Below are 13,625 nucleotides of genomic sequence, written 5' to 3' on the forward strand. Positions count from 1 at the left end.
CGACTAGCGTTTCAGCATGGCGCGAATATCGGCAAGCGCGGTATTGCCGCGAACCGCTTTGACTTCCGTCGGAGTGTCGTCATTGCCTTCCCAGGCCAGGTCATCCGGGGGCAGCTCATCCAGAAAGCGGCTTGGCGCGCAGTCGATGATTTCACCGTACTGCTTGCGCTTGGCGGCGAACGTGAAGGCCAGAGTCTGCCGCGCGCGCGTAATGCCGACATAGGCAAGACGGCGTTCTTCTTCGATGGTGTCGGCTTCGATGCTGGAGCGGTGCGGCAGGATCTCTTCTTCCATACCCATGATGAACACGTAAGGAAACTCCAGACCCTTGGAGGCGTGCAAGGTCATCATCTGCACGCCTTCGGCACCATCTTCCTCTTCCTGCTGACGTTCAAGCATGTCGCGCAGGACCAGCTTGCCGATGGCTTCCTCGATGGTCATACCGCCTTCTTCGTCCTTTTCCAGCGTGTTTTTCAACGCCTCGATCAGGAACCAGACGTTACTCATCCGGTAATCAGCGGCCTTTTCGCTGGAGCTGTTCTGCCGCAGCCAGTTCTCGTAGTCGATGTCCATGACCATGCTGCGTAGCGCGGCAATGGGGTCGTTCTGCGCGCATTGCTGGCGCACGCCGTCCATCCAGCGCTTGAAGCGCTGCAAACGGTCGGTGTAACGGCTGTCCAGGTGCTCGCCCAGGCCGATTTCTTCGGTGGCGGCGTACATCGACACCTTGCGTTCGGTGGCGTAGTTACCGAGTTTTTCCAGCGTGGTCGAGCCGATTTCTCGACGCGGCACGTTGATGACCCGCAGGAAGGCGTTGTCGTCGTCCGGGTTCACCAGCAAACGGAAATACGCCATCAGGTCTTTCACTTCCTGGCGACCGAAGAAGCTGTTGCCGCCGGAGAGTCGATACGGCACTTGGTGGTGCTGCAATTTGAGTTCGATCAGCTTGGCCTGGTAGTTGCCGCGATACAGGATGGCGAAGTCGCTGTAGGGCCGGTCGGTGCGCAGGTGCAGGGTGAGGATTTCCATCGCCACGCGCTCGGCTTCAGCATCTTCGTTACGGCAACGGATGACACGGATTTCGTCGCCGTGGCCCATCTCGGACCACAGTTGTTTTTCGAAGGCGTGCGGGTTGTTGGAGATCAGCACGTTGGCGCAACGCAGAATACGGCTGGTGGAACGGTAGTTCTGCTCCAGCATGACCACTTTCAACGACGGGTAGTCGTCCTTGAGCAGCATCAGGTTTTCCGGCCGCGCACCACGCCAGGCGTAGATCGACTGGTCGTCGTCGCCCACCACGGTGAACTGGTGGCGCGAACCGATCAGCAGTTTAACCAGCAGGTACTGGCTGGCGTTGGTGTCCTGATATTCATCCACCAGCAGGTAGCGCACCTTGTTCTGCCATTTCTCCAGAATGTCGGCGTGTTCCTGGAACAGCTTGACCGGCAGCAGAATTAGATCATCGAAGTCCACCGCGTTATACGCCTTGAGCGTGCGCTGGTAGTGGGTGTAGACGATGGCGGCGGTCTGTTCCTTGGGGTTGCGGGCGTTTTCCAGCGCGTCGGCAGGCAGGATGAGGTCGTTTTTCCACGAGCCGATCATGTTCTTGATTTCGTCGACACCGTCGTCGCCCGAATACTCTTTCTGCATGATGTCGGTCATCAGGGCCTTGACGTCGGTCTCGTCGAAGATCGAGAAGCCCGGTTTGTAGCCCAGCCGCGTGTGTTCCTTGCGGATGATGTTCAGACCCAGGTTGTGGAAGGTCGAGACCGTCAGGCCGCGTCCTTCGCCGCCTCGGAGCAGCGTACCGACGCGCTCCTTCATCTCGCGCGCGGCCTTGTTGGTAAAGGTCATGGCGACAATGTACTGGGCGCGGATGCCGCAGTTCTGGATCAGGTGCGCAATCTTGCGGGTGATCACACTGGTCTTGCCGGAACCGGCACCGGCGAGCACCAAAAGAGGGCCGCCGACGTAGTTCACGGCTTCCTGCTGCCGGGGATTGAGTCGGGACATGGCGGTATGAAGAGTCGTCTGTAAAAAAGGTCGGGCATTTTAACAGGCCCACGGGTTTGTGCAGCGGTCATCGTAGCCAGACAGTGATCGCTATCTAATTCTTCTGTTTTTGTTACATTTGCGCCGCGACGCAACGATACGTGTATTTGTCACGCTCCAGCGGGAGTGCGGCCACCGGTTTTTCCTTTGCACTTAGGAAGTTAGATTGCCTACACCTGTCGAACCCTTGCGATTGCTGTTATTGGCGCACGAGCCTTTCTGGTACGCGCTGCTGCGTGATTGCCTCACTGCGCCGGGCAGCAACGTAATACTTCTGCATGGCGAGAACTGGGACGCTTTCAGCGCCGGGTACGCTAACGAGCGCAGCACCGTGCTGCTGACAACGCCCGACCTGCAGCCCAGAACTGGAACCTGCCTGCTACCCACCGTGGTGCTGCTCGAAAAGGAACCGCTGGTCGGACCGAGTGGCGTCAGTGACTGGCTGGTGCGCGATGCATTGACCGGCGATGCGCTGCGCCGCTGCCTGCGCTATGTCCACGAGCGCAGTCGTCTGGAAGACAGCCTGCGGCGTCTGGTCGGTCAGGACCCGTTGACCGGCATCGCCAATCGTCAGGGTTTTCAGGCACTGTTGACGGAGCGTCTGGCCGAGGGTGGCAGCCTGGCGCTGGGGCATCTGGACCTGGACAATTTCCGCCGCGCCAATGACTCGCTGGGGCATCAGGCCGGTGACCGACTGATTCTGCAAGTCGTGGCACGTCTGAAAAACCAGCTCGCTGCGGGCGATCAGCTTGCACGCCTGGGCGGCGACGAATTCGCCCTGTTGATTGACACCCGCACAACACCTGCACGCGCCATGCAACTGGCCGAGCGAATTACTGACGTGCTGTCCGAACCCTACTGGGTCGATGGCGAAAGCCTGCTGCTGGGTTGCAGCCTGGGCATTGCCCATTCACAAGCCCGGCCCGAAGCAGACCCGCTGATGTGGCACGCCCACATCGCCATGCGCCAGGCCAAGAGCATGCAGGGCTGCACCTTTCATCTGTTCGACGAGCGCATCAACCGCAACGCCCGCAGCCTGGCCGATCTGGAAGGCGAGCTGCGACGAGCCCTGCGCCGCAATGAACTGGAGCTGCATTATCAGCCACGGCTGTGCCTGGAGACCGGGCGCGTTGTCGGCCTGGAAGCGCTGGTACGCTGGCGCCACCAGGCGCGCGGGCTGCTGCCGCCCAGTGAATTCGTGCCATTGGCCGAGCAAAGCGGCCTGATCGTGCCGCTCGGCTACTGGGTCATCTTCCGCGCCCTGCGTGACATGCAGGCCCTGCGCGAGCAAGGATTTGCGCCGCTGCATATGGCGATCAACCTGTCGTTCCGCCAATTTCAGGACAGCCAGTTGTTGCCGACACTGAGTCGCCTGATTGAGGAGCTCAGCGTCGACGCGCACTGGCTGGAGTTCGAACTGACCGAAACTGCCGTCATGCGCCGCAGCGATCAGGTCCTGCAGACCATGGACGCAATGCGGCGGCTGGGTGTGCGCTTCTCGCTGGATGATTTCGGTACGGGCTATTCATCGTTCATGCACCTCAACAGCCTGCCCATCGCGCTGCTCAAGATCGACATGGGCTTTGTCGGGCAGATGGAGCTACGCGAAGAGAACCGCAAGCTGGTCAACGCCATGATCAAGCTGGCCCACAACCTGAACCTGGAAGTGGTCGCCGAGGGCGTCGAAACCGCCGGGCAACTGGAGTTGCTGCGCGATTTCGGCTGCGACCAGGTGCAGGGTTATCTGATCAGCAGGCCGCTGCCGATAGCGGATCTGGTGGCTTACCTGCGCTCGGAAGCCGCCAATACGGGTGCATCAAACTCCGGATGACGGCGCGCCGGATCAGGCCGGCACCGCCAACCCGGCTGCCTCCCGACGCAACAGGCGAGCCGTCTTCCATTCAAACGCATAGGTCAGCGCCACGGCCGAGCAGAACAGACCCAGCGCCAGCCCCCACCAGACGCCTGAAGCACCGGCATCGGTAGAAAAGCCGAGCAACCAGGCGGCAGGCGCGGCAATCAGCCAGTAACAGCCCAGACCGATCAGGAACGTGGTGCGCGCATCCTTGAGCCCGCGAATCGCCCCCATCGCAATCGTCTGAGTACCGTCGAAGAACTCGAACAGGGCCGCAATGGCCAGCAGTTTTGCGGCCAGCACGACAATCTCGGCAAACGCCGGGTCGTTGATATCCAGAAACAGACCGATGACCCGATTCGGTGCCAGCCAGAACAGCAGCCCGAACATCAGCATCACACAGCCGCCAAAACCGATGCCCAGACGACCGGCCATGCGCACCATCACCAGGTTGCCCGCGCCATAATGCTGGCCGATACGCATGGTGACCGCATAGGACATCCCCACCGGAACCATGAACGCCATGGACACTGTCTGCAGGGCGATCTGGTGCGCGGCCATTTGCGTACTGCCCATTGCCCCCATGCAGAACGCTGCGAAGGTGAACAGGCCGACTTCCACCGCATAGGTCCCGCCAATCGGCAGGCCGAGACGCCAGAGTTCTTTCAGATGGCTGCGCGACAGCTTCGAAAGCCCCTTGCTGATCGGGTACGCCGCGTAGGCCGGATGGCGCTTGATATGCAGTGCCAGCGCCAGGGCCATGCAGTTGGTCACAATCGCGGTCACCAGCCCGATGCCCATCAGCCCCAGATTCGGCAGCCCGAGCCATTGATGAATCATCGCGTAATTGAGCACGAAGTTTGCGGCCGCACCGGCCAGACTAATGGTCATCACCGGCCCCGCACGCCCGAGTGCGCTGGTGAAGCCGCGCAATGCCATGAAGCTGAGCAAGCCAGGCAAGGCAAAGGGCAGGGTGATCAGAAACTGGGCAGCCATATGCACGTTGGCTTCGGCCTGACCGAACTGCAACAGGATGGGCTCGAGGTTCCACAGCAGCAGCGCGGCAACCAGCGCCATGCCCCACGCCAGCCACAGACCGGCTTGGGTCAGGCGCGTCGCACCTTCGGTATCACCAGCGCCATGGCGAATCGCGACCAGCGTGCCGACCGCAGCCATCACGCCCACGCAAAAGAATGAAACAAAGCTGTACGTGGCCGCACCCAGGCCACCGCCTGCCAGCGCCTCCGGGCCGATCTTGCCCATCATCACCGTGTCGGTGAACACCATCAGCATGTGCGCCATCTGCGATGCAATCAGCGGCCCGGCAAGGCGCAGGATGATCCAGAGTTCTTTAAGTGCGGGCTGCATGTGGGCGGTGCTCTACGGCGGAGTTCGGATGAGGGCCTATTCTGGGCGGTTGGACGCGCAAGCACAAAACGATAAACCTGATGCGCTGCATGAGTAAAACTCATCTGAAGCGATTTGCAGTAAAGTAGCCACTCATCGCCAGCAGGAAGCGCCATATGCCTCGCAGTCTCCCCCCTCTTTATGCACTAAGGGCGTTCGAAGCTGCGGCGCGGCATACCTCGTTCACACGAGCGGCCGAGGAGCTTTCGATTACTCAAAGTGCAGTAAGCCGTCACATCCGCACGCTGGAAGAGCACTTTGCCTGTCGTTTGTTTCAGCGCAACGGGCGCAACTTGCAACTGACCGAATCAGCGCGTGCGCTGTTGCCCGGCGTGCGTGATGGGTTTCTGGCGCTTGAGCGAGCCTGCAGCACCTTGCAGACCGACGAAGGCATTCTGCGCATGAAAGCGCCATCGACGCTGACCATGCGCTGGTTGCTGGCGCGGCTCAGTCGCTTCCGTCATCTGCAAGTAGGCAACGAGGTGCAGCTGACCAGCGCCTGGATGGATATCGATGCCGTGGACTTTACTCTGGAGCCTTTCGACTGCGCGATTTTACTCAGTCACGGGCATTTCCCCTCGGACTGGGAAGCCACCTTGCTGTTCCCGGAGCTGTTGATTCCGGTGGGGGCACCTACGTTGTTGAAGGACCCGCCATGGGACGTGAAGCGGCTGGCCAAGGCCGAGTTGCTGCATCCCACCCCTGACCGGCGTGACTGGCGCACCTGGCTGAACCGCATGGGGCTGGCCGATCAGGTGTCGCTCAAAGGCGGGCAGGTGTTCGATACGCTTGAGCTGGGAATGATTGCAGCGGCACGCGGTTACGGCGTATCGATGGGCGACTTACTTATGGTCGCCGAAGACGTGGCGCAGGCCCGTCTGAGCCTGCCGTGGCGCACCGCGGTATTCAGCGGAGAAAATTATTATCTGGTCTGGCCGCGCACAAGGCCCGGCGCAGAGCGGTTGCGTCGCCTCAGCGATTTTCTGCAGACGGAAGTCAACGCTATGGAGTTGCCGTTAGTTGAAGTACTGCATTAAAAATTAGTTTAGTATTGAACTGCCATCATTGGTTAATGTCGCGACCGTTACTCAAGTAACGACTCTGGTGGCCGAAGCACTGCTTAACGACTGCATGTTCAGGCAGCTTAAAACACTCATTAATTTGTTCGCTGAATGGTAAGCCACGGATCAGGCAACTCCAATCATTCGGCATGGAGTCTCTATGTCCAAGCCCCGTACCCGAATTGCCTCGCAACTCGGTATTGCTCTGGCCGTGATCCTGGCTGTGGTTATCAGCGGCAGCACCCTGTTCGCGTTAAGGTCTCTGGACGCGTCCAACCTGGTCATTCGCGAAGAGCACATGTCGAGCGAAGCCAGATTGCTCGCCGACCAGTTGAGCACATTCCACAGCACCCTGCGTGATAGCACTCAGCGCCTCAGTGGTCTGTTCGAAAAGCGCTTTGCCGGTGGCCTGAGCCTGCAACCCGACAAACCGGTCACGGTAGCGGGCACCTCCACGCCAGGCCTGTTTCTGCGTGATACCGCACTGAACAACGATTTTGCCGAGGTTGATGAATTCCGCTCGATGACCGCGGGCGTGGCGACGATTTTCGTGCGCAGCGGCGACGACTTCGTCCGTATCAGCACCTCTCTGAGCAAACAGGATGGCACGCGCGCCATCGGTACCGTGCTGGATCGCAAGGGCGCAGCCTACGAGCGTTTGATCGCCGGTCAGAGCTATGTGGGCAAAGCGGTGTTGTTTGATCGCTATTACATGACTCAGTACAGCCCGGTTCGCGACAGCAGCGGCAAGATCATTGCGGCGTTGTTTGTAGGCTTCGATTACACCGATGCACAGAAAACCCAGTTCGATAACCTCAAGAGCTTCCGTATCGGCTCTACCGGCTCGCTGGCACTGCTCGACGACAAGGGCACCTGGCTGGTACCACCGGCAGGCGTCAAATCCCTGGATGGCGCCGCGAAGTCCGTTGCCGACCTTGCCAGCAAACCGGGCAAGGCGCAGTTCTGGGATGACGGCGATGACGACTACTACAGCGTTGGCCAGCCGTTTGCCGGTGGCCCCTGGACCGTCATCGCCAGCATGCCGCGTGACGAAATCAGTGAAGTGACCTGGAACGTCGGCACCCAGCTGGCCATCGGCAGTGTGCTGGCCATGCTGATCGCGGTGATCAGCGCGATCTGGCTGCTGCGCAGCAAACTGCGTCCACTGTCCGAACTGGTACGCCAGGCCGATGCATTGGGTGCAGGTGACCTGAGCGTCCGCCTGAATGTGACCAGCAACGACGAGATCGGGCAGCTGTCGGGCAGCTTCAACAAGATGAGCGAAGCGCTGTCGTCGATGGTCGCGCATATCCGTACTGCAGCGCAGGAAGTCAGCACCCGCGCTCACGCATTGTCCGGCCTGTCCGGTGGCGCGTTCGAGGGCATGGAGCAACAGTCCGGCGAGATCACCAGCATGGCCGGTGCCGTCGAGGAGTTCAGCGCCACGTCGATGAACATCGCTGACAACATGAGCAATACCGAACGTCTGGCGCAGGAAAATGCGCAGCAGACGCGCATTGGTCGTACCTCGATGGACGAGGCGTCTTCATCGCTGCAACAGATCGCAACCTCGCTGAGCAGTACGGCAACGGTCATCGACACACTGGGCCAGCGCTCGCAGGAGATCGGCAGCATTGTCGGGGTGATTACCTCGATTGCCGACCAGACCAACCTGCTGGCACTCAACGCCGCCATCGAGGCCGCACGTGCCGGTGAACAAGGCCGCGGCTTTGCCGTGGTGGCTGATGAAGTGCGCAGCCTGGCTTCTCGTACCCGTGAAGCGACGGACGAAATCTCCGGCATGATCGCCAGCATTCAGCAGGAAACCGGTAACGCCATCAGCACCATGCAACAGGGCAACACCCTGATGCAGGAAGGCCTGTCGCTTAACGCCAAAGTGGCCTCGGCACTGGCCCAGATCGACGAACAAAGCCGCTCGGCCGGTCACCAGTTCGCCGCCATTACCACCGCAACCCAGGAACAAAGCAGCACCGCCACCATGCTCAGCAGCAACCTGCAAAGCATCGCCATGGCCAACAGCGAACAGCGCCAGGTGATGTCCAACCTGGCGGTCACCGCTCAGGAGCTGAATGGGTTGGCGACAGAACTGCGTAACGAGGTTGACCGGTTCCGTTGATGGCTGCTGGAAGCCTGACACTATCGTACCCATGCTCCGCGTCGGAGGGCGATAAGTGCTCTCAAGAACACCATCGTACCCATGCTCCGCGTGGGTATGCCGTTCTGGACGCTCTGCGTCCTCTCCTGAATAAGCGGTGTGGCGTAAATCCATGACGCAGAGCGTCACGAACGGCATTCCCACGCTGGAGCGTGCGGAACGATAATCCCAACTGTCGTGCCGAAGCTCTTCAGCCATCGTGCGATGCTCCGCGTCGCATGCCGTTCTGGACGCTCCGCGTCCGGTCTTGCGTTTGCGGTGCGGCGCAGACTTGTGACGCAGAGCGTCACGAAAGGCATTCCCACGCTGGAGCGTGCGGAACGATAATCTCAACTGTCGTGCCGAAGTTCTTCAGCCATCGTGCGACGCTCCGCGTCCGGTCTTGCATTTGCGGTGCGGCGCAGACTTGTGACGCAGAGCGTCACGAACGGCATTCCCATGCTGGAGCGTGCGGAACGATAATCCAACTGTCGTGCCGAAGCTCTTCAGCCATCGTGCGACGCTCCCGCGTTCGATCTTGCATTTGCGGTGCGGATTTATGACACTTTTATTTCAATGAATCCCACCCTGTGCGATGCTGGCGCCAAGGCTAATAGCCGACTAAAAGCTTAGTAGAGCGTTACACCCTTTCCCCGCTCGCTACATGCACATCTTTCAATTCATCGCCTGAACGGGCAAACCTCAGGGGGCTTTCAGCATGCTGACCCTGCTCGATTTGCTATCTGCCGTCGCCCTGCTGATCTGGGGCACGCATATCGTGCGCACTGGCATCCTTCGTGTTTACGGTGCACAACTTCGTCGTTTACTCAGCCAGAACATGTCCAAGCGACCACTGGCGTTCATCGCCGGCATTCTGGTGACAGCCATGGTGCAGAGCAGCAACGCCACTGCCATGCTGGTGACCTCATTTGTCGGCCAGGGGCTGATGACGCTGACACCGGCGCTGGTGATCATGCTCGGCGCCGATGTCGGCACGGCATTGATGTCCCGCGTGCTGACGTTCGATCTGTCGTGGCTGTCGCCGTTGCTGATTTTCCTTGGAGTGGTGTTCTTTCTGTCGCGCAAGCAGACCCGTGCCGGTCAGTTGGGGCGGGTCGGTATCGGCCTGGGCCTGATCGTGCTGGCGCTGCAATTGATCGTCGCAGCGGCTGCACCGATCACCCAGGCGGCCGGGGTCAAGGTGCTGTTTGCCTCGTTGACCGGCGACCTTCTGCTGGATGCGCTGGTCGGTGCCATGTTTGCGCTGATCTCCTATTCCAGCCTCGCGGCAGTTCTGCTGACGGCCACCTTGGCGGGCACGGAAGTCATTGGTCTGCCAGTGGCGATCGGCCTGGTGATCGGTGCCAATATCGGCAGCGGTCTGCTGGCGTTTCTCAGCACCAGCATGCAGAACGTCGCTGGTCGGCAAGTCGCCTTGGGCAGTCTGCTGTACAAACTGTTCGGCCTGTTGCTGATCATTCCGGTGCTCGACCCGCTGGTTGCCTGGATCGACACGCTGGGCTTTCGTCCGCAGGAGTTGGTGATTGGCTTTCACCTGATCTACAACACGTTGCGCTGCCTGATCATGCTGCCTACCGTTGGCCCGATGGCGCGGTTGTGCGCGGCCTTGCTGCCGCAGCAGAACGAGGTCGGTGGCCTGGCCAAACCTCGCCATCTGGACCTGACCGCACTGTCGACGCCCAGCCTGGCACTGGCCAACGCAGTGCGAGAAACCCTGCGCATGGGCGATTTGATCGAGAGCATGCTGGGCTCGATGCTGGCGGTGCTGCGCGGCACGCAAACAGCGGTTACTCAGGAAGTGCGCCGCCTCAACGATGACGTGGAAGCGCTCTACAGCGCGATCAAGCTATACCTGGCGCAGATGCCGCGTGAGGACCTCGGCGAGCACGATAACCGGCGCTGGGCCGAGATCATCGAGCTGACCATCAATCTGGAACTGGCCAGTGGCCTGATCGAACGCATGCTGCGCAAGATCCAGCAGCAGAAGACCTCGCACCGCCGCTCATTCTCGGAAGTCGGCCTGGAAGAACTCGCCGATCTGCAGATCCAGTTGCAGTCGAACCTGCGTCTGGGGCTCTCGGTGTTTCTCAGCGGTGACGAGGAAAGCGCGCGTCAATTACTGCGTGAAAAACGCCGTTTTCGAGCCCAGGAACGCCGTCTGGCGCATGCTCACGTCAGCCGTCTGCGGCAGAAGGTTGTGCAGAGTATCGAGACCAGTTCGCTGCACCTGGAACTGATTGCCGACATGAAACGCCTGAACTCGCTGTTTTGCAGCAGCGCTTATGTGGTACTGGAAACGGCCGACACCGGGGCCTTGTCGAGCGAGAGTGAGCCCTGACGATCACTATGAACGTAAGGGCCTAGGTGAAGTCTGTTAAACATACCGGCCCGCCAGGAAAGCTGTTTTATGCGTTGCCTGCTGTTCGCTTGTCTGCTCCTCGGTTCACTCCCTTCGTTTGCCCTTGACCGCCTTCAGGTCGAGGGCTATCTGCTGCCCAATGGTTTGCAAGTCCTTCTCAAGCCCGGTTCCGAAAAGGGTCACGTCGCCATCCGGCTGGTGGTAGGTATCGGTTTCGATGACTTCCCCTGTCAGGACAAGGAGCTGCCGCATCTGCTGGAACATCTTCTGTTCAGCGGGGTTGATGACAGCGGTGAAGGCGGTCTGGAAGAGCGCATGCAGGCACTGGGCGGCGAGTGGAACGCATTCACCAGCAATGCCGATACCACCTTCGTGATTGAAGCCCCCGCGCGAAACCAGCGCAAGGTGCTCGACCTGCTACTGGAGATCATGACCAAAACCGAGCTCAGTCAGGCACGACTGGACGGCGTCAAACGCGTTGTAGAGCGCGAAGACGGCGGGCACTTTTCACATTTGCAGCGCCTGCTCGACCGGCGTGACTCGGGGCGCAGCGCCAGCAGTCAACTGGCGGTGGAGCTGGGCCTCAAATGCGCCGAGCGTCCTGAAGTGGATGACATCAAGCTGGGCCATATCGAAGATGTATTTGCCAACTGGTACGCGCCCAATAACATGACGCTGATCGTGGTTGGCGATCTGGACAAGCTGCTGCCGGCCTATCTGGGGCGCACTTACGGCAAACTGGCACCCACCGACCCGATCGATCACCCGCCGCTGGCGCAAAGCACGGGTTCAGCCGAGCCGCGACGCGAGCTTGAGCGCGGCGGACTAGGCGAGAGTGTCAAGCTGCACCTGATCTACCCCGAGCCACAGCTCGACGACCAGCACGACGAAACCTGGGAGCTGGTCAAAGCCTATCTTGACTGGACGCTCTACACCGAGCTGCGTCTGAAACACAGTTTGTCGTACGGTCCTTCTGCCGAGCGGGAAGTGTTCGGCGATGTCGGATTTCTGAGCCTGAACGCCGATGTCGAGCGGGACGATGCCGATGAAGCCGAGCGGGACATCCGCAGTATGGTCGAGCGCCTGCAAAAAGAAGGCATGCAGCCCGCTACATTTGCGCGCTTGCAACAGCTCGCCATCGACCGGCAATCGTGGGCCACACAAGGCAATAGTGCACTGGCCGACTATTATTGGAGCGCGCTCAATGATTACGAAAACGGGCGCTTCGAAGACCCAGCCAAACGCATCAAGGCGGTGAAGCTGGAGACAGCCAGCCAGGCCATGCGCCAGCTGCTCGCCCAGCCGGGCTACATGCGAATTGAAAAACCTCTGTTCAGTTATGACGGTCTGTACTGGCTGATTGGCGGGGTGCTGGGCCTGATAGCCTTGTTGGCCGTGTGGCGCTGGCGTGTACGCAACAAATAGAATCCTGACGCCAAACTGCATTGGTGGTGTTGGCTGCGCGCTGCGCTTGTTACGCTGCGCGGTTTTTTGTATGAACAGAACCGAGTGAACCCCCGAATGTTTGACGTGAACCGCTATGTGACGCCCGTGCTCAACTTGATGCAGCGCTATCCGGGGCTCATTGCGGCGTTTGGTTTCGTTTCAGGTATCGCCAGTTTTATCCTGGTTGACCGCCAGGCAGGGCTGGCCACCTGGATTGCCGTGGTGATGCTGATCAGCTGGCTGTGGCTGATGGTCGAAAACACCATGGTCGGGCTGCTCAACAAGGCGCTGGGCCGCGAGATTCCGCAGGGTTTGCTGCGCTACGGCACGCAGATGATCCATCAGGAAAGCCTGTTTTTCGTGTTGCCGTTCTTTTTCATCACCACCACCTGGAACAGTGGTCAGGCGGTATTCACTGCGGTGCTCGGCGCCGCCGGGCTGATCTCGATCATCGACCCTCTCTACTACAAGTGGCTTGCGCCCAGACGCTGGCTGTTCATGACGTTGCACACTCTGACACTGTTCGCGGCACTGCTGACCGCGCTGCCGATCATCCTGCACCTGACCACCGCCGAGAGTTACAAACTGGCGCTGGGCGTGGCGATGCTGCTGTCGGCACCCAGCCTGATGTCGAACTTCCCGCTCAACACCTGGCGCAGCGCACTGGCCGTGATCAGCATCATCCTGGCCATCGGCGCGGCGGGCTGGTTGCTGCGCTCCTGGGTGCCGCCTGCGACGCTCTGGTTGACCGAAGTGGCGGTCAGCCCGGACTTTGATAACAAGAACCGCACACCGGGCGACAGTATTTCGCTGATCAGCGCCAAACAGCTGCGCAACGGCGGCCTGTATGCGTACACCGCCATCAATGCGCCGCGCGGTCTGGATGAGCGTATCTACCATGTGTGGTGGCATGAAGGCGAAGAGATGGACCGCATCGCGCTGGATATCCACGGCGGCCGCAAGGAAGGCTATCGCGCCTGGACACGCAAACAGAACTTCCCGGAGGACGTGACAGGGCGTTGGCAGGTGAGGGTGCTGACCGAGGACGGCCAGATGATCGGCGTGCTGCGCTTTGTCGTCACCGACAACGATCAACCGGCCGTGAAACGACCTACAGGCCGGATAATCAAACTCAAGCCGGGCGGCGACTCCGCTGAGGAAGTCACACCTGAGTCTGCACCCGCCGATCAGCCGAAGCAGGAAAAGCAGGAGGCAGCACCTGCCGAGTCGGCACCTGCTGAATCTGCACCGCAGGCTCCGGCGCAGTGA

Annotated in this window: 8 protein-coding genes; 6 read left to right on the forward strand and 2 right to left on the reverse strand. The window is 60.3% G+C overall.

The window, feature by feature from the left end; translation table 11 throughout:
* Positions 1-3: 3 nt before the first annotated feature.
* Positions 4-2,013 carry a DNA helicase Rep gene (gene rep / locus AO068_RS25800; protein WP_004660029.1) on the reverse strand — a complete coding sequence of 670 codons (2,010 nt, stop codon included), beginning with the start codon at positions 2,011-2,013 and terminating at the stop codon, positions 4-6.
* Between the two features lie 205 nt (positions 2,014-2,218).
* On the opposite strand from rep, the gene AO068_RS25805 reads away from it, so the two are divergent.
* Positions 2,219-3,883: a putative bifunctional diguanylate cyclase/phosphodiesterase gene (locus AO068_RS25805; RefSeq protein WP_058409831.1), complete on the forward strand. Its 1,665-nt coding sequence runs from the start codon at positions 2,219-2,221 to the stop codon at positions 3,881-3,883.
* Between the two features lie 12 nt (positions 3,884-3,895).
* On the opposite strand, the gene AO068_RS25810 is transcribed toward AO068_RS25805, so the two are convergent.
* A complete protein-coding gene (locus tag AO068_RS25810; RefSeq protein WP_058409832.1) occupies positions 3,896-5,275 on the reverse strand; it encodes a NorM family multidrug efflux MATE transporter in 1,380 nt (459 codons plus the stop codon).
* 155 nt (positions 5,276-5,430) lie between these two features.
* Between AO068_RS25810 and AO068_RS25815 the strand changes: the two genes are divergently transcribed.
* The 5 genes from AO068_RS25815 (at position 5,431) to AO068_RS25835 (ending at position 13,625) form a co-directional block, all read left to right on the forward strand.
* Positions 5,431-6,351, forward strand: coding sequence for a LysR substrate-binding domain-containing protein (locus tag AO068_RS25815; RefSeq protein ID WP_002551384.1), 921 nt, complete (start codon positions 5,431-5,433; stop codon positions 6,349-6,351).
* A gap of 184 nt (positions 6,352-6,535) precedes the next feature.
* Positions 6,536-8,512 carry a methyl-accepting chemotaxis protein gene (locus AO068_RS25820; RefSeq protein WP_058409833.1) on the forward strand — a complete coding sequence of 659 codons (1,977 nt, stop codon included), beginning with the start codon at positions 6,536-6,538 and terminating at the stop codon, positions 8,510-8,512.
* A gap of 736 nt (positions 8,513-9,248) precedes the next feature.
* Positions 9,249-10,889 (forward strand): Na/Pi cotransporter family protein, encoded by a 1,641-nt coding sequence (locus tag AO068_RS25825; protein ID WP_058409834.1) that lies wholly within the window; start codon positions 9,249-9,251, stop codon positions 10,887-10,889.
* Between the two features lie 69 nt (positions 10,890-10,958).
* Positions 10,959-12,335 (forward strand): M16 family metallopeptidase, encoded by a 1,377-nt coding sequence (locus tag AO068_RS25830; RefSeq protein ID WP_058409835.1) that lies wholly within the window; start codon positions 10,959-10,961, stop codon positions 12,333-12,335.
* A gap of 96 nt (positions 12,336-12,431) precedes the next feature.
* Positions 12,432-13,625 (forward strand): DUF5924 family protein, encoded by a 1,194-nt coding sequence (locus AO068_RS25835; protein WP_058409836.1) that lies wholly within the window; start codon positions 12,432-12,434, stop codon positions 13,623-13,625.

Source organism: Pseudomonas sp. ICMP 3272, from assembly GCF_001466905.1.
Lineage (GTDB): Bacteria > Pseudomonadota > Gammaproteobacteria > Pseudomonadales > Pseudomonadaceae > Aquipseudomonas > Aquipseudomonas amygdali.